Below are 26,408 nucleotides of genomic sequence, written 5' to 3'. Positions count from 1 at the left end.
CACTCCCAATAGGCTGCTGTCTATTGGGAGTGTTTTTATTAGGCGCACTGAATATTAACCGCTTACTCGCGCAATCCTTTTAGATACGCAATGCTTTTGGGCATTTGCTCGTATTCTTTATTGCTTTCATCTTCAATATAGTAATGCTTAACCCCTGCCTTCTTCGCCAAGCGTAGAATTTCGGGAATGTTGACCTGCCCCTGGCCGAGTACTACGTCGTTTTCGGGGGGTGTACCGCCCGTCAGGTCGCCTTTTATGCCCTTTTTGAGGTCTTTCAGGTGCATGAGCTTAAAGCGGCTACCGTATCTTTTCAGCAAGGCAACCGGATCAGCTCCACCGTGTTGCGCCCACAAAATATCCATCTCAAACGAAACGTAGTCGGGATTGGTGTTTTTTACAATGTAATCGAACAGCGTACCATCTTCGTAGGGTTGGAATTCGTAGCCATGATTATGGTAGCAGAACGTGATTCCCTGATCCTTCATGGTTTTGCCAATGCGGTTAAAATCGTCCACCGCTTTTTTGGCATTATCAAGGTTGAAATGGCCTCTTTCATGAGGAATCCAGGCACACATGATGTACGAAGCTCCTAAGGCTTTGGCTTTATTGATCGCATCGGTAGGGTCCTTAGCCAGTTGATCATAGCCGCCACCTGTTGCCGATATTTTAATGCCACGTTCGTCGCATAGCTTCTTGAATTCAGCTTCGGTATATCCTTTAGGTGCTCCCCCTTCCATGTCGGTGATGCCCAGGGCCTTGATGGTGTCCAGCGTAGCAATGACATTTTTAGGGAAACTGGCCCGGTAGGTGTACGACTCTACCCCAATTGGAAAGGTGTATAACGGCTTCCCTTTTTGGGCAAAACCATCGGATACGCCCAGGAGTGAAATCGTGGCCAGGCCCAACGCGAAAAGGTCTTTTTTCATGGTTATCGGTTTCTGTTTATCGTCAACATGTAAGATTTGCCTTATAAGACGCTAGTAGTACTGTTTTACTTGATTGCCTAATCGAAATCGCTGTTGATAAGGTCTGTTTAAGTAGTCGATCACTACGTTAATAAAACACCCGTCCCCATACGCTAACTAAGCCGAAAACTACAAGTAGATTAACGAGCAGCCACTCTCTTTCTTTTATGGAACGACGGACATTTATTCAGAATACAGGCTTGCTGGCAGCAACGCTGAGTACGGCAGGGTCAAACCTGCTAGCAGGCCCGCAACCGGTATTTCAAGCCAAAAACAAACTGCCGAAATGGAAGGGATTCAACCTTCTGGATTTCTTCTCACCCGGCCCGGCCAACAGCCGACCCGCCACGAAGGAGGATTACTTTAAATGGATGCAGGACTGGGGTTTCGACTTTGTGCGGATTCCAATGGCGTACCCATCCTATCTGAAATTCGACCGGAGTCGTAATATAACGCCCGAAGAAGTGTATCAGATTGACCCACAATCCGTTGACCGAATTGATCAGTTGGTATCAATGGCTCATAAATACAACCTGCATGTGAGTTTAAATTTACATCGGGCACCGGGCTATTGTGTTAATGCAGGTTTTAACGAACCGTATAATCTTTGGAAAGACCAGGCGGCTCTCGATGCCTTTTGTTTTCACTGGAACATGTGGGCGAAGCGGTACAAAAATGTATCGTCGCAGAAAATCAGCTTCGATCTGCTGAATGAACCCAGTATGCGGGCCGACATGAACGACCAGCATTCGCCCCATAGTACAGTGCCCGGCGATGTGTACCGAAAAGTAGCGATGGCCGCTTCCAGCGCCATTCGGAAGGAAAATCCGAAGCATTTGATCATCGCCGATGGGAATAACACAGGTAGCTCTGTAATTCCTGAATTGGTCGATCTGGATATTGCCCAGAGTTGCCGGGGTTACAATCCTGGCATCATCTCACACTACAAAGCGCCTTGGGCCAATAAAGATCCAGACCATCTGCCCGAACCCAAATGGCCGGGACAGGTAGGCGACAAATACCTGAGCCGGGCGATGCTCGAAACGTTCTACCAGCCCTGGATCGAACTGGTCAACAAAGGTGTGGGCGTTCATTGTGGCGAATGTGGTTGCTGGAACAAAACCCCGCACGGCGTCTTTTTGGCCTGGTTCAGCGACGTGCTCGACATCCTATCCAGTCATGGAATCGGGTTCGCCCTTTGGGAGTTTGTCGGCTCATTCGGTATCCTTGACTCCGGCCGAACCGATGTAGCGTACGAAGATTGGTACGGCCACAAATTAGACCGTAAATTATTGGATTTGATTCGTAAGGTTTGATAAGAGACTTTTAATCCTGTTAGTAATAGGCCACTAGCGTTACTTCGCTCTTACTTTTCTGTCAGATTTAGTACGACCCCGTTGGGGTCGTACTTGCAATTAAAACTCATCAAACCAATTCTTCCACCAAATGATTGGTGCGCTGAGCATGCCGATTCAATCGGCGTTCGGTTAAAGCAGCATCATGGTTTTGGTCGATTGCAACAGCGGTAGTCCGATCGTTTAATGTAGATTCCTGCGCTTCAAAAGCCATTTCCTGACGCAGATAATCGGTAGTCTGACGATACTGTGCAGCTTCTTCCACTAACTGAATCGTGAGGTCACGGGCGTAGGCTTCATCGGCCGATGCTTCCAGCAACTTATTAAACTGGTTTGAAAAATCACTATAAGGGTACGGCGTATTTCCTTTCTCAACGGAGAGCTGGACTTGCCGATACGACTGTGAGACGAAGTATTGAAGTTGATTCGAATTACTCATAACTATAAATATCTGTGGTTTTGCTAATAGCAATAATGAGAATTATCTTATAATAAATAACAAATTTTTTATTAAACTATTTTTATAGTAGGTAATTTTTAATACATCTTACTTAAAAACAACGTTTCATTAAGTCCCCAATTAAACTTGCCAGGATAGCAACTACAGCTTAGAAAGTAGTAGAAGCCGTAACTTAGAATCTTCCCTCACTACTCAATTTGTATCCTATGCTGCGATGTTTATTAGTACTGTTTCTGCTTAGCACAACATTTAGCAAAGCCAGTGCCCAGATTGACACCATCAACACAAGCAATCTAAAACTAAATTTGGCTGCTTTCCGGGACGCCAAACGCACCTATGCCGTTTTTTTCGAAGATAGCCTTGGCCATCGACTCTCTTCTGCCGACCTCTGGGATCGAACTATTCGCCTGACCACAACACCTACCGGCCAAAAAACCTATCAGTTCGACTGGCAATGGTATCAGAAGGACTCTGTGCTGGCCAACGTAACAGCGACTGGCCTGCTGCCCTCATTGGCACCCCTTACGCATAGAGCCACGTACACCAAACGAGGCAAGCGCAATTTTATCTTTACAGGCACGACCGTAACCATTCCTGTCGCGGATCAACATACGGCCAAAGACAGCTCGTTCCGCGTGGTCATGAATCCACCCGCATTTGAGTTTCCGATGGATCTGGAAATTTTCCCGCTGCTCCCCTTTAAACGGGTCGGGCAGGAGTTTGCCATTGCGTACTATGAACCGGGGAGTCCATCGGCCAATTATTATCGACTGACCGTCACCGGGAAAGAAGATTTAGTGGTTGGTGGTGCTACGAAAGTCAATTGCTGGCTCTTGAAAATTGATTACGGTCAGCAAGGTGTGTATGCTACATTCTGGATTTCGGACCAAAACCGGGAGGTGGTCAAAATGAGGGAGTATTTCAGAGGACGCTACCGATATAAGGTTAAAATCTATTGAGCCGAGCCTTTCCCATACAAATCCTGAATACACTCCTGTTTCCCTCATGCCCTTAACCATTACGCTGCTTGGTATTCTGGCGCTGATTGCGCTCATTTCCTGGGTTCGCATACATACGTTTCTAGCTTTTCTGGCGGTATCGGCAGGGGTCGGCCTGGCGTTGGGCCTCAAACCTCTAGCCATCGTCGATGCCATTCAGAAAGGCATTGGCGGCACCTTGGCTTCCATTACGGCCATTATTGCTCTGGGAGCCATGTTGGGAAAACTGGTGGCCCAAAGCGGAGCGGCCGAGCGGATCGCGATTAGTATGATGGGGCTGGTGGGGACCCGACACGCACGCTGGGCGTTTATGGTCACCGGGTTTATCGTTGGTTTACCCTTGTTTTATTCAGTTGGGTTTATGTTACTGGCGCCATTAGTGATTACGGTAGCGTATCGGTACAAATTACCGGCCTTATACATTGGTCTGCCGATGCTGGCGTCACTATCGGTCACTCAGGGGTATTTACCTCCGCATCCGGCTCCACTGGCTATTCTAAAGCAGTTCAACGCCAATATGGGTCTGACACTGTTCTATGGTATTATCGTATCGATTCCGGCTATCCTAATATCGGGTGCACTCTTCGGCTCTACACTAAAACGATACACCAACTTACCCAATCCAGCATTCATTGCACCTAATCTGGAGAGTCACCAAACCCCTTCGACGGCGGTGAGCTTCCTAACCGTACTGTTTCCCATTCTGCTCATCGGTATCAGTACGCTCATCAGCCCGTTTTTGCCAACCGATTCATGGGTACAACAAACGCTGCTGTTTGTTGGCGAGCCCATCATGAGCATGTTTCTGGCCGTCATTCTGGCATCGTTCACGCTGGGTATGTGGCGAGGCAAGACAATGCCTGAAGTAACAACACTCTTCGGTGACGCCATTAAGGATGTAGCTATGTTGTTCCTGATTTTTGGCGGTGCCGGGGCGCTTAAACAAGTACTGACAGAGGGTGGTGTCAATCAGTCGATTGCCGATCTGATGCAGCACTCGACACTTCACCCGTATGTACTGGCCTGGGGTATGGCCGCACTCATCCGTGTCTGTGTAGGGTCATCAACGGTATCCGGCATCACGACCGCCGGGTTTGTAACACCCCTACTGGCAACGTCGGGTGTTGAGCCGAATTTGATGGTATTGAGTATCGGGGCGGGCAGCATGATGTTTTCACACGTAAATGATACGGGTTTCTGGCTGTTCCGGGAATATTTTCAACTCTCGATGGTCGACACGCTCAAAACCTGGTCGATTATGGAAACGCTGGTTTCCGTATCCGGGCTGGCAGGTGTGATGGTGTTGAATTGGGTACTACAGTAGGTTAACTAGGGCACTACATTTATTAGTAAACCGTTCAACGTATGACCCAGCTTTGTTTTTATTTGTTCGTATCAATCGTCTGGCTAACTGCCTTACCTCTTCATGGTCAGCAGATTGGGAAAGGGGATCGGATTACAGGGCCTAATTTTGCCACCCGCAGCCCCACGCTGGGGCAACATGGCATGGTAGCGACCAGTCATCCGCTGGCGACTCAAATTGGTCTGGACATCTTGAAGCAAGGGGGTACGGCCATCGACGCAGCCATTGCCGCTAATGCAGCTCTGGGCGTTGTCGAACCGAATAACGGCGGCATCGGTGGCGATTTGTTTGCCATTGTCTGGTCGGCCAAGGATAAGAAACTGTACGGTCTGAACGCCAGCGGCCGGTCGCCCAAAGGACTTACTTACGAAGCCTTGCAGAAGCTGCTGGGCGACAAAAAGCAGCTTCCACTGTACGGCCCCTTATCGGTTTCGGTACCAGGCGCGGTCGACGGTTGGTTTCAGTTGCATCAGCGGTTTGGGAAACTACCCATGCGTACCCTACTGGCCCCCAGCATTCGTTACGCCCGCGAAGGAGCGCCGGTTCCGCAGGTCATTGCCTATTCCTGGCAGGTGGCTGCCAGTCGGTTAGCAGCCAGTGAAGCGATCGTGCATGAGTTCGACAACTTCCGTAAAACGTTTCTGATCAACGGCAAAGCACCGGTCGAGGGTCAAATCTTCCGCAATCCTGATCTGGCAACTACATATGAAAAAATTGTCCTAAGTGGCCGCGATGCTTTTTACAAGGGTACTATCGCCGATGCTATCAACAAATACGCACAACGGGCAGGGTTGTACCTTCGGAAAACCGATTTAGCCGCTCATCAGAGCACGTGGATTGACCCGGTCTCGGTAAATTACAGAGGCTACGATGTGTATGAACTGCCACCCAATGGCCAAGGAATTTCGGTGCTGGAAATGCTGAATATTCTGGAAGGCTATGACCTGAAAAAGCTGGGGCATAACAGTGCCGACTACCTGCATTTGCTCGTCGAAGCCAAGAAACTAGCTTTTGAAGACCGGGCCAAATACTACGCCGACCCCGATTTTGCCAAAGCTTCAACCAAATGGCTGCTGACAAAAGAATATGCCGCTCGGCGTCGCAAACTGATCGACCCCACAAAAGCCTCCGAACATCTGGATGCGGGTGACCCGGCGCTCCGCACTGGCGACACGGTTTACCTGACCGTTGCCGATGAACAAGGTAATATCGTATCCCTAATTCAAAGCAATATGCTGGAGTTTGGTAGTGGCCTGGTGCCCGATGGACTTGGTTTTGTGCTGCACAACCGGGGAACCAGCTTCAACATGCAACCTAATCATGCTAACGTATATGCGCCGGGTAAGCGTCCTTTCAACACCATCATACCCGGTTTTGTGCTAAAGGCTGGCGAACCCTTCCTGAGCTTCGGCGTTATGGGCGGAGCTATGCAACCACAGGGACATTTGCAGGTGCTCTGCAACATCATCGACTTTGGGATGAACGTCCAGGAAGCGGGTGATGCCGCCCGTTTCAGTCATTCGGGGAGCAGCGAACCGATTGGTACTCTAATGATCGATGGTGGTCGGCTGGCGCTGGAAAGCGGCATCAGTAAGGAGGTACGCGATGAACTGGAAAAGCGAGGCCACCATCTGGCTCCGACCGATTTCTTCGGCGGGTACCAGGCCATTCAATGGGATGCTCTCAACCGAATTTACTGGGGTGCTTCCGAAATGCGGAAAGACGGGCAGGCCGCCGGGTATTGACCAATAAATCAACTGGATATATCGTAAATTGAACCCCTAAAATCGCTTACCACTCCTAACTCTATGGCGAAGAAATCGACTTCGGCAGACCCTAAACCGACAACTAGCCTTGGCAAATTAGCCCAGCTTGTCCGTGAAAAATGGCCGGAATACGTGATAGAAATTATCGTCATTATTTTCAGTATCAGCATCTCGTTCGCGTTGGATGAGTGGAAAGATGACCGTCATAAGCAGGAACTGGAACAGACCTATCTGAAAGGACTCTATAGCGACATTCAGACTGATATGCGCCAAATCGGCGAAGTGATTGCCGAAACAAAGCAGGTTATTCAAAAAGCCACCAGCCTTTCCAATCGCAACCCACAGACACCTATCTCTGATTATGAAGCTTTTGTCCAGGACTTTCGGTTCGTTTTCAGAAGACCCCGGTTTATTGCCGAAGATGTTACCTTTGCCGACCTGAAAAGTACAGGCAACATGCAGGTTATCAGCAATGCACTCCTTAAACGGGCACTTTTCGATTATTACAAGCAATACGAAACGATCGTGCGGGTTGAAACGGCTGAACTGGAAACAACAAATACCATCATAGGTCCCTACCTTCTCCGACGGCTACCATTAACCGGGACCTCCCTTAAAAATGCGGGGGTAAACTGGGGAGCCGCTCTGGCCGAAAACGAATATCAAAATGCACTCCTGGTCCGCCGATCGACGCGGGAAGAATTACTTCGCGACTACCAGGAATCGCTTCGATTAGGCCGTTCGATACTGACCCTGATAAAGCCCGCAATCAAATAGCTAATTTGGGCAATGAACTGGTTTTATGGTTAGCTCAGTACGAGTTGCCAGCTATCGGCAGGGCAATTCCCAAGAGAGACAATTCCCCACAAAAATTGTAGAGAAATAGCGCCATTCTGATATTTGTCAGTTTATATCCTGCTGATAGTCAGCAAATGGCATAGATTTAGATACCATTTTTGGTAATCAATTAATTTTAATCTGAAAAGGGTATGGCTTCTTTGACAGAACGAATTGCCCACTTTTTTAGTGGCAACGACTCCACAACCGATGAAGGGTTGCGTGACCTGTTTATCAGCAACTTAAAAAGTGTTTATTATGCCGAAAAGCGAGCCGTCGATGCATTGAGGGATCAGGCCGAAGCCAGTACAACTGACGAAGTACGAGGAGCTTTTTTACAACATCACCAGGAAAGTCATGAGCAGGTAGAACGGCTCGAGGAAATATTCAGAATTATAGGGATTCGGGCCGAAGAACACCGATCAGCAGCCATTGATGGATTAATCCATGATGCCAAATGGGTTATTGACGATACCGAGTCGGGTTCGCTTACCCGCGATGCCGGATTGATCATTGCTGCCCAAGCCATTGAGCATTATGAGATTGCCATTTACGGCTCACTGCTTACACTCGCTCGTGTCCTGGATTTCACTCAATCGGCCGAACTATTGGAGAAAACACTCGCCGAAGAAAAAGAAACCGATCATAAGCTGACAGCCCTGGCCGAGTCCTTCGTCAATAAACGCTCGAAGGAAGAGGAGGAACATCATCAGGGTAGCCATCATGCCAGCCGCCATTCCACACCGGGTGCCAACGTTACCCTGGGAGGACCATTAGGGGTTTAAGTAGCTGCATATAGAATCTTTACATTTGCCGGGAATACGATTCTGTCGTATTCCCGGTTTCGTTTAAGCTTGACCGCTCTTCCTAATTTGGATGTCTACTCATCTGTTTTTTAGTAGTTTGCGCTCATTATTAGTTAAATCCGTATGCGAATCGTTCACTTCTCCATGATTAGACCGTTGGTCGTTAGTTTGTTGGTACTTGCCAGCGTAAGCGTTATGCAGGGACAGAGTTTATATATGCCACGAAACATTAAACAGGCCTACCAGAAAGGTACTCGTTCGATGGATGGTAAACCCGGTAAAAACTACTGGCAGAATTCTGCCCGGTATGCAATTACCGTCACAGCAACGCCCCCCAATCGGACCATTCGCGGAACGGAAGACATTACCTACATCAACAACAGTCCTGATACGCTGAAATTACTCGTTTTTAAATTACTCCTGAATAGCCATCAACCGGGTGCAATCCGGCAAGCGCCCGCTTCGCCCGATTACCTGACCTCGGGCATTCACATCGACAAGTACGTTGAAAATGGAGCCACAAAAAACTGGCGGGATGCCGGTTCGGCCACCTGGCGGCAGGTAGTTTTGACGAAGCCGCTGATGCCCCGCGATTCGGTAAAACTCTCCTTCGACTGGCACTTCGATATTTCACTGGAAAGTAACCGGGAAGGGATGCTCGACTCAACAACCTTCTTTCTGGCCTACTTCTACCCGCGCATAGCCGTCATGGATGACTATTACGGCTGGGATCGCACTACATTTACCGAGGCACAGGAATTTTACAATGACTTCAACGACTACACGCTTACCGTAAATGTTCCGAACGGTTATGTGGTCTGGTCGACAGGCGATTTGCAGAATGCAGCTGAAGTACTACAACCAGCCATTGCCAAACGGCTAAGTGAGTCGATGACAACGGATTCGGTCGTCCACGTAGCGACCCTGGCCGACATGACAGGCAAACAGGTTACGGCACAGCAAGCGGTCAATAGCTGGAAATGGAAGGCCAATTATGTATCGGACATGGCGCTGTGCATCAGCAATCACTACGTTTGGGATGCTTCCAGCGTTGTGGTCGATAAAAAGACGAACCGTCGGGCTAGTGTGCAAGCGGCTTTTCTGGACAATGCGGCCGATTTCCATCAGATGGTTCGTTTTGGTCGCCACGCGCTCGACTGGTTCTCGAACAACCTGCCCGGCGTTCCGTATCCTTTCCCCAAAACGACACTGGTACAGGGATTTGCCGATATGGAATACCCTATGCTGGTGAACGACAGCAGCACGCCCGACCTGAATTTCTCACGTTTCGTGGCCGAGCATGAGCTGGCCCATACCTGGTTCCCGTTTTACATGGGCATTAACGAAACCCGCTACGGCTTTATGGATGAAGGCTGGACAACCGCCTTCGAATACCTCATCAGCCAGGCCGACTTAGGCTATGAGCAGGCGACGAAAAACTTCCTGAATTTCCGGGTTGATGGCTGGATCAAAGACCCGTCGGCGGAGCAGGATTTACCGATCATCACACCGGCCAATATCCTGAGCGGGGCAGCTCTCGGCAACAACGAATACGGAAAAGCGGCACTAGGATACCTGGCGTTGAGGGATTTACTCGGAGAAGCGGAATTTAAGAAAAGCCTGCACGTGTTTATCGATCGCTGGCATGGCAAGCATCCAACACCCTGGGATATGTTTTTCAGCTTCAACAGTGCGTCGGGCAAAGACCTAAACTGGTTCTGGAACAACTGGTTTTTCAGCCATAACTACATCGACCTGGCCATTCAGAAGGTAGAATCTTCAGCGACACAGGCAACCATCACGTTGCAGAACATCGGCGGGTTTGCTGTGCCAGTCGATGTGATTGCTACGTTCACCGATGGCACGAAAGAGACATTTCATCAGACTCCAGCCATCTGGCAGGCTAATCAAAAACAGGCTATTGTCAAGCTCCCGGTTAAAAAGAAAATCCAGTCGATCAGTTTAACAGGCGGGGTGTTTATGGATGCGGATGCGAAAAATAATAGTTGGCCAGCCCATTGATCGGCGTTCGGAAACTCGATTCACTAGCTTGTAGCGCAAAGAGCAGCACTTCGGGACGGAGGGCGTAAATATCCCAGTTCATCCGAATTCCGAAGTGCGTTTCCAGCAGGTATTCAAAATCAACGGCATCGTCAACCGGCTTTTCGGTCACTCGGCTATGCTCCGTAATTTTCAGTTTATCGTCAGTAAGCGTAATCCGGCCATTCGGTGTTACGAGGGAGCAAAGCATGTTCTGGGTAAAGTACGACGCCGAAGACGTTTGATGATACCGGCACATACTTCTAAAGTCGGCCAGTTGCCGTGACACCAGCGTAAAAATATAAGCCGTCACCCAGTTACCCGTATCATCCTGCTGGTTGATAGCCAGATAGTCATCATTGTGGCGGGTGATCACGTAGCGTCCGGTCCGATCTCCCTGAACCTGATTGGGCTGAATAGCGATTGGATAGAGTGGAAACCGACGTCCAAAACCGACATCGACCAGCCAGTCGACACCGTTCAGATGAACAACAATAGCGGCATGATCAAACTCGTCGTTAAATCCTTTTCCCGGTTCATATACCCGTCCCGATACCAGTGTAGCTGTAAACCCAATGGCCTGGAGCAATTCACAGAATAGTCCGTTCAGTTCGTAGCAAAACCCTCCGCGTTTTTTGGTGATGAGCTTGGTAAACAGGGCATCAATGTCCAGCACGATGTCCCGACCGTAATGGATGTCGAGGTTTTCAAGAGGTATGGACAGGAGATGCTGATAATGGAGATTTCGTAAGGTTTCAAGCGAGACCTCCAGGGAGCCAGTATAGTGGATTCGAGTTAGATAAGCGCTGACGTTCATCGATGTTGTCGGATTACAGAACGCAAATTAAGATTACCCGGAATCGGCTATCCAGCCTAGATTGCCTGAAGCGTATGAATCGATGGTTCAACTGATCAATTAGACCATTCAGACGATACGTCTAAACACCAAAAGAAAACTAACAATATTTCCGATAGTGGAACAATCGGTAACTTCTGAACGTCTTTATAAGCAAGTACCTCCCTCCTGAGTGCATGACTCGCCGACAGCATTTTGTTATTATCCTGATTTTAGGGACGCTCTCTACCATCAGCCCCTTTTCCATCGACATGTATTTGCCGGGCTTTCCAGCTATTGCCCGCGATTTACACACGTCGATTGCTCAGGTGCAACTGTCGTTGACAGCTTATCTGATCGGTATTTCGGCGGGGCAGTTGCTGTATGGTCCATTGCTGGATCGGTTCGGGCGTAAATTACCCCTGTATGCGGGTCTGGCGGTGTATGTTCTGGCTTCGGTTGGGTGTGCTATGGCTACGTCGATCGAAACGCTGATTGCTATGCGGCTTATTCAGGCGCTGGGTGGTTGTGTAGGGTTGGTGGCTGCGCAGGCACTGGTTCGTGATTTGTTTCCGGTCAGTCAGATTGCGCAGATTTTTTCACTGCTGATTCTGGTCGTAGCCGTTTCGCCAATGATTGCCCCTACGGTGGGTGGGTATGCATCTGAACTACTCGGCTGGCACTCCATTTTTATCATTCTGGCCGTTATTACGGTTTTGATTTTAGTAAGTTCCTTTTTTGCCTTACCAGATGGCAAACCAGCCGATCCATCGCTATCGCTCCGGCCTAAAGCTGTGTTGGGGAGCTTTCTGATGGTACTGAAGCAGCCGTAATTTTTAACATACGCCCTTGTGGGTGGTATTGCCACAGCGGCCCCTTTCGCCTATCTGGCCGGCTCATCGGATGTGTTTATCAATATTTACCACACAAGTCCACAAGAGTACGGCTGGATCTTTGCGTTCCTGTCCATCGCAGTCATTGCCCCTACGCAGTTGAATCGCTTTTTCCTTAAACGATTTACCAGCGAGCAGATCATTTTCGTTACGTTGCTCTATCAGTCGGTCGTCGGGTTGGTCATGATCTTTGGCACCTGGGCGGGCTGGTACGGCCAATACGGACTTATTACCATTTTATTCCTGTTTCTGTGCGGACAGAATATAACCGGTCCTAATGCACAGGCCTTATCGCTGGCCCCCTTCGAGCGTCATGCCGGTAGCGCAGCGGCCCTCATGGGTAGCTTCCGAATGGGCATTGGGGCTTGTGTTTCGGGCGCGGTAAGCTTTTTCCATAATAACACCGCTATTCCGATGGTCAGTGTCATGACGGCCTGCGTGGTAAGCAGCTTATTCATTCTCCTGCTGGGCAGTCAGGTCATCAAACACCGACGCAAACGGACCGATGTGGACGAGCCAATGGCCGAAGTGATGCTGTGACTTCTTGATTTTTTGTCATTCCTCCTGCGACTACGCGTCCCGGTCGGAATGACAAAAAGTAGCTTTTAAAAAGCTTCGCTATTAATTCTTAACCTGAACCGGTAAGTCTTCGAGCTGGGCGTAGCTGAGTTTCCAGGTATTATCTCCGCCTTTTTTCCAGAGCAGAATATAATTCCCTTCCCCGAATGCGTGAGGATCTTTAGGATTCAGCGGCAAAACGTCGACTGAAAAGGTACCGGCTTCGTAAGCCGTTTGGGTATCGGTCCCTGAACTGACCACATTCGTTTTCAGATCGGCCAGCGTAGGCAAGGTTTCGCGAACCCACTTCTCAGCCACTTCCCCTTTTCCTTTGAAATGCGTATTTCCTTGTAGAAAATGAGCATCGTCGGCCAGTAAGGAAATAATTTTAGCTGAGTCTTTATCGTTCCAGGCATTGATAAACTGACGATTAAGGTCTTGGATATTAACCGTTTCGCCCGATTTCGAACAGGAGGTAAACAGCACCACTGCGAACAGCGTGCAACTAAAAGCTTTCATAACATAACGTTTTTAGGTGAATGATGAGCCAGGCACGCTGCTCAGCTTCCAGTTTAGAACGTCTGGTTGCAGCCTGCCTGACGGATAACGTACCTATTCCTAATGGATCAGGTATGGCCAGATCGGGTTAGGAGTTGGTCATATCTGACAACTCCTAACCCCGCCTTACTGTTTTTGACGAGAAACTACCAGCTTTTCCGGCGGTATTCGGAAGTAGGATACGGCGATGAAGGATCACCGTAGGTATCGTTGGGCAGATAGCCCGACTTGAGTACATAAGAAGCAACGACCTGAGTTGTATCGACCAGGCTAACCGGTTGTCCCTGAGCACCCGCCACCGCTTCCATACCCGGTTTAACAGCCGGAGTGGCTACCGGTGCCGTTTTCTGTGCTACGGCTCTGGCCTGTTCAGCGTGGTTGGCGGCAGCACGGTCGGCAGCGGCTTTTTGGGCAGCAGCCCGTTCGGCAGCGGCAACGCGGGCCGCTTCGGCTTTTTTCTTATTGTCGATGTGTTTACCGATGGCATAACCTGCTGCCCCACCGGCAACCCCACCAATGACGCCCCCGACCGCCCGATTTCGTTTGTTGATGATGGCTCCGGCAGCCGCACCAGCTCCGACACCAATAGCTGTTCCTTTAGCCTGTGGGCTCCAGCGTCGTTTTGCTTTCTTGCCAATGGCATACCCGGCAGCTCCGCCCGCAACCCCACCAACTACGCCCCCGACAACACGGTTTTGCTTGTTGATGATCGCACCCAGTGCCGCACCGGCTCCAGCGCCAATCACAGCTCCTTTGGTACCTGATCCCCAGCCTTTTACGGCTTGCGCTTCAGCAAATTGGTTAAATGGTATGACTGCCAACCCAACCAGGGTTACAATCTGATGTATCGTTTTCATAACGGTTTCTAGTTTAACGGATACGATGGATGTTAATTTTCAAATAACGTAGACTGTTACGTCATTGTTTACCATAAGACTCTCTCAACGAATAAAGGTTTAATCAGATTGCCCGTATAGCCTCACCCAGTACTTACTTTTCATCATTGCTCGTCCCTCTGCTCGTCCGCGATTGTATCGCGGATGCGTGAGATCCGCGTCTGTGACGCGAATCATAGGCTTGTTAGCATCACAGATGCGAACCTCGCGCATCCGCGATACAATCGCGGACGAGCGATGAGCAGTTATATAAATTGGTGGAAAACAAAATCGCCGTAGATACTCAGCAAGTAACTACGGCGATTAACGTATCGAGCTTTATTTTACAGGTTCCGCATCCAGACGTCACGAAGCTGAACCTGTTCTGGAGTTGCTTGTGGATTGACCTCGAAAATAAACCGTTTGATATTCGCTTTCTCCTGCATAGTCGGTTCTACGGTGCTGTCCTGCCCGTTTCGTCGAACAGTAACTTTATAGGAATCACCGGCTTTCAACTGTTTAAGATCAGCCTGAATCTTAGCAACATTCTCCATATTAACGGCCGTTCCGTTGAAGGCAACCCACTCGTCACCCTCCTGGATACCTGCCTTCAACAGCGGTTCTGACACGCTGGTCAATACAAATTTGGTACCGTTAAACGAGGGTTTCATCCCCAGTGTGGGGATTTTCTCGTCAGTGGCGATGGCGGGCGTGTATGTAATACCCAATTTGCCATAATACTCTTTGAACGGTAGCGGCTCAGCGGCTTTCACATAGCGAGTAAAGAAATCGGCAATTTCGGGATATGTCTTTTTCGTGAACACATCAAAGAACTCTTTTTCGGGGAATGCTTTGTTCGGACCATACTCCGTTGCCAGTTCGTTAATCACCTCCCGCAAGCCCCGCGTTCCTTTCGACAGCTCCAGCAAACGAATATCCAGCAAACCGGCTACTAGAGCCCCACGAGCGTAAATATTGCCATATTGCCGTTGCCCTTCGTCGGTGTAGCAGGTAAGTCCCAGCTTGCTTAGGCTGTAAGTGGTATCCAGACTTTTATCGTAAACGATCTTTTGGGTCTGCTCATTCAGGTAAGTTGGCAGATCCATGAGCTTGTCCCGCAACTGCATGGCATCACTAGCCCACTCCGTTACCCCTTCGTATAGCCACAGATGTTCGGATGGCGTTGGGGTTACGAAATTGAATTGCTGGATGATCTCACTGTGGATGTTCAGTGGCGTAACGACATGGAAGAATTCGTGGGCGGCAATCGACGTCATATTATCGGCCAGCTTCTTTGTGAACTCTTCTTCCCGAATCACATACTCCGAACTGTATGAATGCTCCCAGGCACCCCAGTCCTGATCCTCGAAGTGATATAGGAACGTGTAGCGTTTTACGGGTAGCTGTTTCAGAAATTTTCCAGCCGCTGTCAGCATGGCCTGCATATTGTTCAGCAACTGATCCGACTTGATCTTATCGGTTTTCGAGTAGGTATACACATCCACCTGAGCACCTGCCACCGTTGTGCTGGCTTTGGTCAGACGACCCAGCAGAATCGGTGAATCGACGATTCGGTCGTAGTTGGCGGCTATGAAATTGCCCTTTTCATTTTTATCCAGCGCTGTCCCTACCGACCAGTCTGCCGGGTAGTTGAGCTTCACTTCAATAGGTGCTGCCTGCATACCGGTTGGGTAGCCAAACACCCCCTGTCCATTAATGAGTACATGATCCTGCTCGATGGAGGTGCCGCACATGTTATAGGGTTTGTGCTCGTTTACAGGTGTATCCCAGGTTTCGGCGATACTGTACTGAACCGTTCGAACCTGCGCTGGATTATCGAGCTTCCACTGATTAGTCGAAACCTGCTGCGTTTTCAGTTCGCGGCCTTTGGCATCAAACGCTTTGAACGACCGGACATAGCGACCAATGTCCATAACCTGATAGGTGCCCGGCGCAGTAGACGCAAATTGGTAGACGGCATTGCCCTCCGTCAGACCGTTCACGTGCAGAGTTACTTTAAACTGGTCGTCGGTGCGGTCGTTGAGGTTCACCTCATAGCGTAAAGGTGTGACTGGGGCAGCAATCGCTGACTGGAAAAACAGGGCGGCAACAGCCGGTATCAAAAGGCGTACGATCTTCATGTACTTTAAAATTCAATTACTGAAGGACAATTTACGATGGTTCAATTCATTCATCTAAAACGTCCTACCCGGTTTGATTTGGTATTGAAGCTATTTAAACTTTTTAAATTTCATTAAACCTGGGGAGTTTTTTGAATTTTCTTTAAAAGTTTAAACAGTCTCATTAATTGTTTAGTGAAACTTGTTAAAAGCTAGCAAGATAAGGAAAGTTACAAACGGTATGAAATGACCTGTTTTTCAGCGGAAATATGGTCGGATGAGTGGTAAGGCTCATCTTGGGCATATTAAAGCGCAAAAAAAAATTGAAAAATATTTTAAGAATGGAGACAAGTCAAAAAACCAGCAGGAGTTAAATTCGTCAAACCATTTACCATACCCACTGAAGAACGCTGATTACGTGTCTGCATCGTTGTCTGTTTATGCAGTATTTTCCTTTTCAATAACTCCCATAGCAGGTCAGGCAAACTGAATCCTTTGCTAAGTAGTTACCCCTCTACAACCGATTCAGTAGCCTGGTTTTGATAATTTTCGGACAATAACCGATACGCACGGGAGCGCATGGCCAGTACCGTGATCAACAAGCCAATCAAACCCGTAACGGTAAACAGGAGCGCTAAGCCTCTGGCTTTTCCAGTACCAAACCAACTTCCGATCAGTTCAACACCGGCACCGGTAGTCATAAACGGGATGAAGATATACTGCGCGATTGGCCCAATCAGAAAGGCGGTTATGGGCGAAGCCGCCTGCTCCACACTTTGCGCAAAGCCAAATACCCGCCCCTGCCGTTCGGGCGGTACCAGTTTCTGAAGAATCGTCTGCTCGGCCGCTTCGACAACCGGTATTAGACACAGATAGCCAAACATTCCGATGGCCAGCAGCACAATCGACGCCTGAACGGTGAAGAAAACGCACAGCGTCCACATTACAATATTGCCGATAAACAACGTCCGAAGCGGCTGACTCCCCAGACCGGTACGAGCCACAATCAGGCCGCCGATGATGAAGCCTAGGCTCAGAACGCCCCACAACGTCCCCCAGGTCTGGACCGATACCAGCGACAAGCCGTAGGCATCCATTAGCGACATAAATACCCCGCCCAGAAAGTTGTTGAACATATTGAAAAAAATGAGTGCAAACAGCCCCGGACTACCTTTCAGAACTCGTATCGTTCCCGGAACATCGATGCGTTGGGTTTGACCATCGACATGCACAATACCTTTTTCGGGTATGGTTAGCATCAAAAGGTGCAGGATCGCCAGTACGGTCAGGCCAATTGCCAGCACCTGCATCCAGAAAACACCCATAAAACCAATAATCAATCCGCTAAAAATAGAGGCCACCAAAAACGATACGCCATTGGCCGTTCCAACCAGTCCGTTAGCCTTGTCCCGCCCTTCTTCGGGTATCAATACCGTAACCAGCGTCGATAGGGCGATGGAGCGAATATTTCCGGCAATAGCGCCCATCAATGATATGATCACAAATGCCCAGAGAATGGGGCTGGCTGGGTTCTTAAATTCTAACTGAGAAGTCGTTGTATAAATAACCAGCGCAAGGACATATAAGAAAAGCGACCCTAAACTCGACAGCATCATGGCCCGCTTTTTCTTGTACCGATCGACCAGCGAACCCAGGAAAAAGCCGGAAATAGCCACCGTTCCTGAATACACACCGGCCATGACGGATGTTGCGACTACCGATTTGGTTTCCAGATAGACCCAGAACGTAACTGCAAACCAAACCGAGTTATTAGTCAGTGAAGCCGCCAGCGAATTGGCTAATACCGCATAGAATGTTTTCATTATGCCTGATTTTTCGAGTTTTTATAACGTCAGAGTCAACTTATACTATAGTCCCTAATTTGTTCTTTCTGCCTTCAACATGCTGCAAGATTAAAATATCAAAAAGAAGCTCAAGGTTATGAGACTATTCTTCTACAAACTCGTCTAAGATACTATTCAACAACAATAAGTAACCAATAATTGATCTTCAAAACATACCATGAAAAAAAAATCACCGACTCTTTTGGATGAGCTCGAAACGTTTCGGGCAAAAATTAAAACAATGATTAGCCAATTATACCGGGCTAATGTAACGAATCACAATGGCGAGGTAATGGCTGAGGCTGCCTTAACAGAAGAATGGGAATACGAAGGGCAGGAGTTAAATGCGATTACGGAGCAGGGACTGGCTTATAAGATCGATGATAAAATTGATGAGCTATTCACCTGGGATGATCTGGAAATTGAATCACTTATTGAAGTTGTGCAAATTTTAGAGGATAGGGAATTTGTGGAAAGCTAAAATCAACTCCCCGGTCAATCTTTTGGTCGGGGAGTTGATTTTATACATTGTTCGCATCACTAATCGGTCCTGCTATTATGAGATCAGGAAATAACTAAGTAGCCTACTAAGCACTGCCCTCCGATTAAACTCCAGCTTCCATGGCTGGCTGCTCCTGATTGATAGCGCTGGGTTCCATGTAAATGATTTCCCATAGGTGGCCATCCAGGTCCTGATACCCATGACTATACATAAAGCCCTGATCATCAGATTCGCTGGGCGTTGTGGCACCAGCCGAAACAGCTTTACGTACCAGTTTGTCGACCGCTTCCCGGCTTTCGGCAGACAAGCAGATGATAGCCTCCGAAGCTTTTGTGGTATCGACGATATCTTTCTTCGTAAAGCTCTGAAAAAATGGCTCGACCAGCAACATAACGTAGATGTCTTCGCTGATAATCATGCAGGTGCCCTTCTCGTTGGTGAATTGTGGGTTGAAGGCATAGCCCACCTGGGTAAAGAATTCGACGGATTTTTGCAGACTTTTAACGGGCAGATTTACAAAGATTTTCGTGGCCATGAGTATTTGTGTTTTGATGTTTACGTAACAAAAATACCCCAAAAACCGGAGAGCAAAGGAGGGTAAATGCGGCAATAAAGGGGTTAATTGCGGCAGCTTCTCAATGCGTGGAGCGATTGAATAATCAGGCAGAAAATGAGGCTGCGAATCTAAGGAACCGACTCACAGCCTCAACATCAGTCTGGTTAATAGGCTTTCTTGATACGAAAAACACCCTGAACATCGGCCGTACCTATAGGCGTGCTGGTTTGTGAGAGATCGTACCAGCCTGCAGGCTGCAGCGTGAACGTTCCATAAATCCACTGCCCGTCAGAACCGGCCACCTGCAGCTTTCCTCCACTAACCGAAGGCGCTTTTCCATAAAGGCTCGAATACAGGCGTTTCCCATTGGTCATTCGAAAACTTACCTGCTCGTCCTTCGACCAGCGATAAGTACCTGTGGCTTCGCCCGGCCAGCTTACGACTAGGTAGTCTGTTCCGTTTTTCCCCTCCATGATGTTCTGACTACTGGCGAAGTTGACTCCTCCCGTAAAGCTTTGCCAACCGCTGTTACCGATACGCACCGAAATTCCCTCCTTGATGACGTAAACGTTAGAAATGAACCGAATGTCGTTAAATAAAACCCCATTTAGCGTAAACGAAAGGTTAAGGTTAACGCTGATGGCAGCCGGATTGGTGTTGGGTATCTCATCCGGTGCGTTGTAGGTAGCCCGATTGAGTGCCTGATGGATGAGGTTACCTTCACCCAGAAGCGTCCATTTGCTGATGAGCTTTTCCTCTAGTAAAGCTGGTAGGGGAACAAACAGGCCACCGGACTCACCAGAATTGGGGCTTACAGTATGTAAGACCAACAGTGATATCGAACCGCCTGGCCCTAAAACTTCCTGCTGGGGATTGATCCATATACTCTTGAACAGACTCCAGTTGCTGAAGTGGGTCGTTTGCACAGTAACGGTTTTTGCCGTTGTATCGATGTCCTTAATAGCAGCGGTCTGCCAGCTATTCTGTGGGTTTTGGTAGGCAATTCGCAGCAGTTCAGGTGCTGAGCCATTTACATCCTGCTCGGTGTACTGAAAGGTGAGCTTAGCCGGTTTAGCAAAGGTTAGGCCGTGCGGTAATAGTTGAAATGAGGTTCCGACTCCAGCGGGGCAATAATTATGATCGAGAGCCTGTACCGAAATAGTCTGACTAGCCGAGAGGGCCCCGGCCGGAATTTCGACCCGAATTCGTTTATCGGTTGATTCGATGGTACCACCCGCCGACCCGATCGTAGCGGTTACAATTGGTCCGGTAGGTACACCGACTGATGTAACGGCTTCTCCGGTAGGTGCGGGCGTTCCATCGGAGGGAGTACTGGATACAGGCGATGGTGTTACGTCATCTGGTGTGTGAGTGCAGGCACCCATAGCAAATGCAACTAGCAGGCTATGGAAGAACGTAGAAAGCTTGTTCATGAGTATTGTTGATTAACAAGCCAAAATTGTTGTCTGATCTACGTCGGGCCAGCACACAAACTTCCGAAACGGAAAAACCAGCCGATAAGGCGTTACAGGCCGGGTTGGAGCGAACTTGTCGTTTAAGCTTTGTCTACACTCAATTCTTATAAAAACGGGAACTCTGAATCAACAGAGTTCCCGTTGGCGAATAAAGCCAGTCTACCTCCTGCCCTGTTTACCGTGATCCAACCGATTTACCTACCGGACGAACATATATAGCTAAGACATTGATAGTTAGAGTACATAAGTCTCTTACCAAGGGCTTATTCCTGTATCAGGTGCGTTGTCATCGCTGAAAAATTGACCTGTCGGGCCATCCGGTCCTAAAGTAGCGGCTTTAACCAGTCGCGCTGCGGCATCAGGCACGGTACCGGGGCCCCTATAGTGATTGAAATCGGTAGCGGTATAACCCGGATCAACCACGTTGACTTTAAATGGTGTATCGCGCAGATCATAGGCCAATACAATGGTATAGGCATTCAAGGCTGCTTTGGAGGAAGCATAGCAAGCCCCTTTCACATGGTAGTACTTCCAGTTGGGATCGCTATGCAGCGTCAGCGAACCTAAGCCGGAGGTGACGTTAACGATCCTCGGCTCCTGGGAGGCTTTCAGTAGGTCGATAAAGGCCTGTGTAGTTTCAATTACCCCAAAAAGATTGGTTTCAAACACCTGCCGGAATACACGGATGTCGGCATCGAGCGCCGTTTGTGGAAACCCTCCACTAATACCAGCATTATTGATCAGGACATCCAGAACATCCGTTTTCTGGCCCAATGTTTTACGGGCAGCTTTTATGGAATCAAGGTTATCGACATCAATAGCAATAGCTTCAAGACTGTCGAATCCTTCCGATTTTAATTGATCGACGGCCTGCTGGCCCTTTTGTAAATCACGGCTTCCCAGATATACGTAATAACCTTTTTGCAATAACTGCCGGGCCGTTTCGAAACCGATACTTCTGTTAGCACCGGTAATCAGTACTGTTTTCATAATTCATCTGTTTGTGATGGGACAAAACTACGGCGTCTCTCACAGGCAGATGAAACACATTTTTCGGCATTACTGGTACATTTCACGGGTACTGGTCCGATACTCAGCCGGGGTCGTGTCGGTTTCCCGCTTGAAGAAGCGACTGAAATAGGAAGCATCGGAAAAACCAAGCTCAAAAGCGATTTCCTTCAAGGAGTGCTGGGTATGAAACAGCATGCGCCTTGCTTCCAATACCAGTCGCTCATGGATATGGGTGATGGCAGGCCGGCCACTCTGGGCTTTCACTACTTCGCTTAGATACCCGGCCGATACATGGAGTAGGGAAGCATACTCGCTCACCTGGTGCAGTTCGCGAAAGTGTTCATCAATGGTAGCCTGATATTTCTTTAACAGAAGTTTGTCGGCCGAAAACGGAACGCTCTCAAATTGCTCCGTATACAGTCGGCTCAGGTACGTCAGGAGCACAGTCAGGTAAGCCGCTACCATGCGTTGCTGCCATTCGCCCGGGCGGTTGTACTCTGTGTAAATCTTTTCGAGCATTTCTTCGGAAAAACGCACATCGTCGGTTGACAACAGCAATTCGTGTGCGTTCTGCCGATTTCGGATCAAAGGTAATTTACCCAGTGCAGCACTCTCCTGTAAAGCCAGAAACTCACTAGTAAACGCCATGGCAGTACCCCACATGGGTTTTGGCGCTTCCTTTACAGTTAGCTGGTTTGGTGCGAAGAGATAAAATGTATTGTCTTTCGTAATGTAGGGGGTCATGTCGACCCAATGGCGACTGTTGCCCCGACGGGCAAATACCAGCAGATAATAATCCTTACGATGTGGATTCAGTAGATCCGACTGATGGGTCAACGTCCCATCGAATCGGGCCATACTAAATAGCCTGCCCCCAAGAACAGGGTCGTCTGCTAATGTATAGATCGGTACTGACTTTTCGCTATTGGTTAAAATCATTCCTAAAAGTACAAATTTCCTGTAACCCGTGTCGAGGCTAGCAGGCGGCAACGTAGGTTTCAGCAATGGCGTTTCCCTTGGAGTCCGTATAGGTTAGCAAAAACGATGTAGGACTAAGAAAATTAAGCGTTTGAGTATAGGGACCAGCCAGATACCCGCTAATAGAACTTACCGTTTTTAACAGGACAATCTCACCATTATTACACGAAAAAGTGCCACCACTAGTACCGCCGGTGCCGCAGAACTCAGGGTCACGTTCGGCACTAAACCGGAATCGATTATCAGGCCCTATGCCTCCTGCTCCGGCATTGCCAATAAACGCAAGGGTAAACGGTAACGAGCAAGCCTGTATCGCTTCGACCGTATTGACAGTACGGCTTGTCATTCGCCAGTTAGGGCAGCTTCTAATGCGATTGGTAAACTCATCGCAGGATACAGCAGGTGGAAGACGATGATCGGAGCAAGACCAGATAACAACTAAAAATGCGTAGATGGAAAGATGGAGTAGAGTTTTCATACCATGAATGGATATACCAATGGCTTCGTTGCCGCAGGTGACTGAACGTCATCGAAATTGCTAATCATCAGGTTTACAGAAACTGATACCCGTCAGTATAGAAATTGATCTTTAACGGATTAGATCAAAAGTCGAAGTGCAGTATTTCTTTCGGCAACTGTCCTTGCAGGAGCTTTGTGGCCTAACAAGGCGGTTGGACATCCGTTGCTTTGGCAAGTGGCATGTAGTTGACTACCTCACCGATCCTGTTTCTTTAACTCAAGTAATCGTTGTTGATTTTTTTGGCGGGCTTTTTGGGTTTGCTGATATAGCTTTTTGTTCATCTCAAGTCGCAAATCGTAATTGCTAGTCAAAAGAAGCTTAATTATTTCGTTACGATGGGCCAGCAACTTAATTTTTCGAATTTCCAGCAGGAAAATCATTTTCTCTAAATGGCCTAACAAGCCATTGTAGTAACCATCCAGTCGCAGACACCAATCCTTAACCCAAAACTCACTCGCTTCTCTGTGCAGGTGGGGTTTGGTCGATAAAAGCTGGGTCCATTCCTGTTGTAGCGATTGAACATGTATGCCGATAGGCTGTCCGTCAAAGGCTTCCACAGGCAAGCACATGCAATCGCCGTTGTCGACCAGTATAGCGGCTTTGAGGGTCCACTGATCGGTTACCATTTTGGTTAACAACTCGAAACCCGATTCATAATCCTGAATCCAATGAGTTACATTCTCATACTGAATTCCATTTTTCACCCCATCAACTAAGAGCATCATCGCTTATCGAATTACTCGTAAAGAATATCAATTGACATGTTACCAACTTAATACAGAGCGAATGACTCAAACTGAATAAACTATTTTTTTCTTCTACCCTATATGGGTAGGCGACCAAATCCTTAAACCGATTAAGATCGTCTCAAAATCAATCTCTGTGGCCCTAAGATTAACAAATAGTTAGAAAATATCCTCAAGCAATTAACTAAATGATGGTACACGACCCATCAGCCGCAATCAAATCGATGGGATGGAGTTAGTGGGTGATTTGTCGAGTACTATCGTAGAAAATCACGACCACAAATAAGCTGATCACAGGGCCCGGCAAATTAGCTTATTACTGTGTCTGACTGAGGTTCCTGCTTCGATTGAAGTAATCCAGGCGGAACCGACAGAACGCCCGTTTCGGGGTCTATCAAGCCGTTACGCTCGTCTTCGATGTTGGTGGCCTGCGTATAAATATCACCCGCTATCGGATACTGTCGTAACGCCTGCTTGAAGTGCCGGATAGAGTCGGCCCGGTCGCTGGATTCGTTAGGGCCGCCGTAGTCAGCAAAACCGAATCCACCCCATTCGCTAACCAGCAGCGGCACCTGTCGACGGTAGAAAAACGGATCGCCAACCACCAGCGGAAACGCAGCTACCCCAATAAGTTCGCCAGCGCTCAGCCGGTCGAGCAGATGCCGCCAATGCGTCAGGTCGGGCGTATACAGGTGGGCAGTCAACAGGTCTGACTTTAAACGACCTTCAAACGAAATATGGTGCCAGCCATCGTTGTCGACAATAAGGTACTGAGGATAAGCCAGTTTCATGTAGTGATACATGTCCATAATATACTGCCGTGTACTGGCGTTGCTGGCAATGTCCTGAGCGCCCCAGTCCTCATTATACAGGCTCCAGATCACTACCGAAGGGTGCGAGCTGATGAGCGATACCATGCGAAGCAGTTCGGCCCGGTGGTTCTGGCGGCTACGGGCCGTTGAACTATGCGGACTGGGCACTTCTACCCACAACAATAGCCCTAGCTTATCGGCCAGATTATAAATCCGGGGGTCTACGCCCGCAATATGAACCCGTACCAGATTGCAACCCAGCTCTTTCATCGCCAGCATATGCCGTTGCATCTGCTCATACGTTGCCGTGCCGGGTTGGTAGAGAATTCCATCCAGATAGATCCGCTCATTATTCAAATAAATATAACGCCCCCGAGCCTCTATTTTACGCAGGCCAAACAGGCTTTCAATCTGAGCAACATAACCGTCGGCGTCGATCAGTTGCGCAATGAGTTTATATCGTTTGGGCGATGTGGGCGACCACAATTCGGCCGAGTCCATATCCAGCACCAGCCGCTGCTGCTTTTGACCGGCTTCGAGTCGCAACGGAAAATCAGCACTGGCAATTGCTTCCGGAGCTTGCAGATCATAAATCGAAAGCCGCACCACATAATCACCCGGATCATGAATGCGGGTGGTGATGCTAAACCGAACCAGCCGGTCCTCTACTTCACTGACTACCCCGATCCGTGAACGGAGTCGGTTGCGCTCAACGGTTTCCAGCCAGATACTACGTACAGCCCCCGTATAAGTTTGATACCAGATACCTCCTCGTTTATACACGTGCGATTCCTGCTTCCCTCGAGGGATTTCGGCATCCATGGTATCGGCAATACGAACGGTCAGACGATTGGTCGGGCGCAGGTGTTCTTCGGGTAGCTCATAGGAGAATGAAGTATATTCCCCAAAATGCACCTCCTCGTTCTCGATGGTACGCAGCAAAAAGCCATTGAGCCATACCCTGGTTTCGTAGCCACAAGCCCCAAAGGTTAGCTGAATCATGGAGCGGGAGAGCGGTTCGGTTCGGGTGGGTAGGCTGAACTCGCGTTCATACCAGGCTACGACTTTATCCTGCCAGGTAGCCGGAACCGTTTGCCCCCTTGCTTCAGCCAAATGGGCTTCAATCGAGCCTGGCCAGTGAGCAGTTCCCTCAAAGTGATGACCGACATACCATTGGTCGAGTATACCCCGGTCGTCGGTGTCTAGCGCAAATCGCCACTCACCGTCAAGTAGTAGGTAATTATTGGGCCGAAGAACCGCTCGGGGAAGCAGGTTTTCTTCTTCAGAACCGGTTGACGATTCGGGACGACTAGCCGAAAAACTAGTGTTAGGGTGTTTGGATTCCATGCAGTGCGGGCTATTACTGGGCCACTGGATCTTCCGTTGAACTGATAGGCGGTTCTTCGAAGACCAGTGTCATGAAAAAGACGTATTGGCTAAACCCACCAGAACTCTATCTGTTTTCACCAACGACGGCGTAACCGAATATCACTTTGACTGTGAGACGGTTATCGAGGCAATTTACCCAAATCGCG

General features: G+C 48.7%; 22 protein-coding genes and 1 pseudogene. 9 read left to right on the top strand and 14 right to left on the bottom strand.

The window, feature by feature from the left end:
* Positions 1-62: 62 nt before the first annotated feature.
* On the bottom strand, positions 63-926 hold the full coding sequence (locus tag ACYVFD_RS10775) for a sugar phosphate isomerase/epimerase family protein (RefSeq protein WP_461090009.1): 864 nt from the start codon (positions 924-926) through the stop codon (positions 63-65).
* Positions 927-1,132: 206 nt separating this feature from the next.
* Between ACYVFD_RS10775 and ACYVFD_RS10770 the strand changes: the two genes are divergently transcribed.
* On the top strand, positions 1,133-2,281 hold the full coding sequence (locus ACYVFD_RS10770) for a glycoside hydrolase family 5 protein (RefSeq protein WP_461090007.1): 1,149 nt from the start codon (positions 1,133-1,135) through the stop codon (positions 2,279-2,281).
* A 109-nt stretch (positions 2,282-2,390) separates the two neighbouring features.
* On the opposite strand, the gene ACYVFD_RS10765 is transcribed toward ACYVFD_RS10770, so the two are convergent.
* Entirely contained in the window at positions 2,391-2,759 is a 369-nt protein-coding gene (locus tag ACYVFD_RS10765) for a hypothetical protein (RefSeq protein ID WP_461090006.1), read from the bottom strand.
* Between the two features lie 227 nt (positions 2,760-2,986).
* Between ACYVFD_RS10765 and ACYVFD_RS10760 the strand changes: the two genes are divergently transcribed.
* From ACYVFD_RS10760 to ACYVFD_RS10735, 6 genes are all read left to right on the top strand, one after another.
* The gene (locus tag ACYVFD_RS10760; RefSeq protein WP_461090005.1) at positions 2,987-3,739 is read left to right on the top strand and encodes a DUF3108 domain-containing protein; all 753 of its coding nucleotides are present in this window, start codon (positions 2,987-2,989) and stop codon (positions 3,737-3,739) included.
* Between the two features lie 46 nt (positions 3,740-3,785).
* Positions 3,786-5,102 (top strand): gluconate:H+ symporter, encoded by a 1,317-nt coding sequence (locus ACYVFD_RS10755; RefSeq protein WP_461090003.1) that lies wholly within the window; start codon positions 3,786-3,788, stop codon positions 5,100-5,102.
* A 41-nt stretch (positions 5,103-5,143) separates the two neighbouring features.
* The gene (gene ggt, locus ACYVFD_RS10750; protein WP_461090002.1) at positions 5,144-6,886 is read left to right on the top strand and encodes a gamma-glutamyltransferase; all 1,743 of its coding nucleotides are present in this window, start codon (positions 5,144-5,146) and stop codon (positions 6,884-6,886) included.
* A gap of 63 nt (positions 6,887-6,949) precedes the next feature.
* The gene (locus ACYVFD_RS10745; RefSeq protein ID WP_461090001.1) at positions 6,950-7,684 is read left to right on the top strand and encodes a hypothetical protein; all 735 of its coding nucleotides are present in this window, start codon (positions 6,950-6,952) and stop codon (positions 7,682-7,684) included.
* A gap of 212 nt (positions 7,685-7,896) precedes the next feature.
* Positions 7,897-8,529 (top strand): YciE/YciF ferroxidase family protein, encoded by a 633-nt coding sequence (locus ACYVFD_RS10740; RefSeq protein WP_461090000.1) that lies wholly within the window; start codon positions 7,897-7,899, stop codon positions 8,527-8,529.
* Between the two features lie 165 nt (positions 8,530-8,694).
* Positions 8,695-10,572, top strand: coding sequence for a M1 family metallopeptidase (locus tag ACYVFD_RS10735; protein WP_461089999.1), 1,878 nt, complete (start codon positions 8,695-8,697; stop codon positions 10,570-10,572).
* Here the strand turns inward: ACYVFD_RS10735 and ACYVFD_RS10730 are convergent.
* On the bottom strand, positions 10,529-11,407 hold the full coding sequence (locus ACYVFD_RS10730) for an arylamine N-acetyltransferase family protein (RefSeq protein ID WP_461089998.1): 879 nt from the start codon (positions 11,405-11,407) through the stop codon (positions 10,529-10,531). The genes ACYVFD_RS10735 and ACYVFD_RS10730 overlap by 44 nt on opposite strands.
* Positions 11,408-11,622: 215 nt before the next feature.
* Between ACYVFD_RS10730 and ACYVFD_RS10725 the strand changes: the two are divergent.
* Positions 11,623-12,858, top strand: a pseudogene (locus ACYVFD_RS10725) (multidrug effflux MFS transporter).
* Positions 12,859-12,939: 81 nt separating this feature from the next.
* Here ACYVFD_RS10725 and ACYVFD_RS10720 read toward each other — a convergent pair.
* From ACYVFD_RS10720 to ACYVFD_RS10705, 4 genes are all read right to left on the bottom strand, one after another.
* Complete coding sequence (locus ACYVFD_RS10720) at positions 12,940-13,395, bottom strand: YybH family protein (protein WP_461089997.1); 456 nt, start codon at positions 13,393-13,395, stop codon at positions 12,940-12,942.
* Positions 13,396-13,580: 185 nt separating this feature from the next.
* On the bottom strand, positions 13,581-14,291 hold the full coding sequence (locus ACYVFD_RS10715; protein ID WP_461089996.1) for a glycine zipper domain-containing protein: 711 nt from the start codon (positions 14,289-14,291) through the stop codon (positions 13,581-13,583).
* A 362-nt stretch (positions 14,292-14,653) separates the two neighbouring features.
* The gene (locus ACYVFD_RS10710; RefSeq protein WP_461089995.1) at positions 14,654-16,450 is read right to left on the bottom strand and encodes a M61 family metallopeptidase; all 1,797 of its coding nucleotides are present in this window, start codon (positions 16,448-16,450) and stop codon (positions 14,654-14,656) included.
* 485 nt (positions 16,451-16,935) lie between these two features.
* Entirely contained in the window at positions 16,936-18,252 is a 1,317-nt protein-coding gene (locus ACYVFD_RS10705; protein ID WP_461089994.1) for an MFS transporter, read from the bottom strand.
* A 199-nt stretch (positions 18,253-18,451) separates the two neighbouring features.
* On the opposite strand from ACYVFD_RS10705, the gene ACYVFD_RS10700 reads away from it, so the two are divergent.
* Positions 18,452-18,754, top strand: coding sequence for a hypothetical protein (locus ACYVFD_RS10700; RefSeq protein WP_461089993.1), 303 nt, complete (start codon positions 18,452-18,454; stop codon positions 18,752-18,754).
* 124 nt (positions 18,755-18,878) lie between these two features.
* Here the strand turns inward: ACYVFD_RS10700 and ACYVFD_RS10695 are convergent, their stop codons facing one another.
* The 7 genes from ACYVFD_RS10695 to ACYVFD_RS10665 form a co-directional block, all read right to left on the bottom strand.
* Entirely contained in the window at positions 18,879-19,310 is a 432-nt protein-coding gene (locus ACYVFD_RS10695; RefSeq protein WP_461089992.1) for a VOC family protein, read from the bottom strand.
* Positions 19,311-19,495: 185 nt separating this feature from the next.
* Positions 19,496-20,764: a hypothetical protein gene (locus tag ACYVFD_RS10690; RefSeq protein WP_461089991.1), complete on the bottom strand. Its 1,269-nt coding sequence runs from the start codon at positions 20,762-20,764 to the stop codon at positions 19,496-19,498.
* Between the two features lie 294 nt (positions 20,765-21,058).
* Complete coding sequence (locus ACYVFD_RS10685) at positions 21,059-21,796, bottom strand: SDR family oxidoreductase (protein ID WP_461089989.1); 738 nt, start codon at positions 21,794-21,796, stop codon at positions 21,059-21,061.
* 69 nt (positions 21,797-21,865) lie between these two features.
* Positions 21,866-22,756 (bottom strand): helix-turn-helix domain-containing protein, encoded by an 891-nt coding sequence (locus ACYVFD_RS10680; RefSeq protein ID WP_461089987.1) that lies wholly within the window; start codon positions 22,754-22,756, stop codon positions 21,866-21,868.
* A 37-nt stretch (positions 22,757-22,793) separates the two neighbouring features.
* The gene (locus ACYVFD_RS10675; RefSeq protein ID WP_461089985.1) at positions 22,794-23,273 is read right to left on the bottom strand and encodes a hypothetical protein; all 480 of its coding nucleotides are present in this window, start codon (positions 23,271-23,273) and stop codon (positions 22,794-22,796) included.
* Between the two features lie 236 nt (positions 23,274-23,509).
* Positions 23,510-24,040, bottom strand: coding sequence for a hypothetical protein (locus ACYVFD_RS10670; RefSeq protein ID WP_461089983.1), 531 nt, complete (start codon positions 24,038-24,040; stop codon positions 23,510-23,512).
* 329 nt (positions 24,041-24,369) lie between these two features.
* Complete coding sequence (locus ACYVFD_RS10665) at positions 24,370-26,220, bottom strand: glycoside hydrolase family 2 protein (RefSeq protein WP_461089981.1); 1,851 nt, start codon at positions 26,218-26,220, stop codon at positions 24,370-24,372.
* Positions 26,221-26,408: the final 188 nt, after the last annotated feature.

Source organism: Spirosoma gilvum, from assembly GCF_054776815.1.
This window is presented reverse-complemented; position numbering and strand designations above follow the sequence as displayed.

Bases quoted from the DNA above. Each gene is read 5' to 3' on its own strand.
- ACYVFD_RS10775 (WP_461090009.1), bottom strand. From the start codon at position 926: ATGAAAAAAGACCTTTTCGCGTTGGGCCTGGCCACGATTTCACTCCTG.
- ACYVFD_RS10770 (WP_461090007.1), top strand. From the start codon at position 1,133: ATGGAACGACGGACATTTATTCAGAATACAGGCTTGCTGGCAGCAACG.
- ACYVFD_RS10765 (WP_461090006.1), bottom strand. From the start codon at position 2,759: ATGAGTAATTCGAATCAACTTCAATACTTCGTCTCACAGTCGTATCGG.
- ACYVFD_RS10760 (WP_461090005.1), top strand. From the start codon at position 2,987: ATGCTGCGATGTTTATTAGTACTGTTTCTGCTTAGCACAACATTTAGC.
- ACYVFD_RS10755 (WP_461090003.1), top strand. From the start codon at position 3,786: ATGCCCTTAACCATTACGCTGCTTGGTATTCTGGCGCTGATTGCGCTC.
- ggt (WP_461090002.1), top strand. From the start codon at position 5,144: ATGACCCAGCTTTGTTTTTATTTGTTCGTATCAATCGTCTGGCTAACT.
- ACYVFD_RS10745 (WP_461090001.1), top strand. From the start codon at position 6,950: ATGGCGAAGAAATCGACTTCGGCAGACCCTAAACCGACAACTAGCCTT.
- ACYVFD_RS10740 (WP_461090000.1), top strand. From the start codon at position 7,897: ATGGCTTCTTTGACAGAACGAATTGCCCACTTTTTTAGTGGCAACGAC.
- ACYVFD_RS10735 (WP_461089999.1), top strand. From the start codon at position 8,695: ATGATTAGACCGTTGGTCGTTAGTTTGTTGGTACTTGCCAGCGTAAGC.
- ACYVFD_RS10730 (WP_461089998.1), bottom strand. From the start codon at position 11,407: ATGAACGTCAGCGCTTATCTAACTCGAATCCACTATACTGGCTCCCTG.
- ACYVFD_RS10720 (WP_461089997.1), bottom strand. From the start codon at position 13,395: ATGAAAGCTTTTAGTTGCACGCTGTTCGCAGTGGTGCTGTTTACCTCC.
- ACYVFD_RS10715 (WP_461089996.1), bottom strand. From the start codon at position 14,291: ATGAAAACGATACATCAGATTGTAACCCTGGTTGGGTTGGCAGTCATA.
- ACYVFD_RS10710 (WP_461089995.1), bottom strand. From the start codon at position 16,450: ATGAAGATCGTACGCCTTTTGATACCGGCTGTTGCCGCCCTGTTTTTC.
- ACYVFD_RS10705 (WP_461089994.1), bottom strand. From the start codon at position 18,252: ATGAAAACATTCTATGCGGTATTAGCCAATTCGCTGGCGGCTTCACTG.
- ACYVFD_RS10700 (WP_461089993.1), top strand. From the start codon at position 18,452: ATGAAAAAAAAATCACCGACTCTTTTGGATGAGCTCGAAACGTTTCGG.
- ACYVFD_RS10695 (WP_461089992.1), bottom strand. From the start codon at position 19,310: ATGGCCACGAAAATCTTTGTAAATCTGCCCGTTAAAAGTCTGCAAAAA.
- ACYVFD_RS10690 (WP_461089991.1), bottom strand. From the start codon at position 20,764: ATGAACAAGCTTTCTACGTTCTTCCATAGCCTGCTAGTTGCATTTGCT.
- ACYVFD_RS10685 (WP_461089989.1), bottom strand. From the start codon at position 21,796: ATGAAAACAGTACTGATTACCGGTGCTAACAGAAGTATCGGTTTCGAA.
- ACYVFD_RS10680 (WP_461089987.1), bottom strand. From the start codon at position 22,756: ATGATTTTAACCAATAGCGAAAAGTCAGTACCGATCTATACATTAGCA.
- ACYVFD_RS10675 (WP_461089985.1), bottom strand. From the start codon at position 23,273: ATGAAAACTCTACTCCATCTTTCCATCTACGCATTTTTAGTTGTTATC.
- ACYVFD_RS10670 (WP_461089983.1), bottom strand. From the start codon at position 24,040: ATGATGCTCTTAGTTGATGGGGTGAAAAATGGAATTCAGTATGAGAAT.
- ACYVFD_RS10665 (WP_461089981.1), bottom strand. From the start codon at position 26,220: ATGGAATCCAAACACCCTAACACTAGTTTTTCGGCTAGTCGTCCCGAA.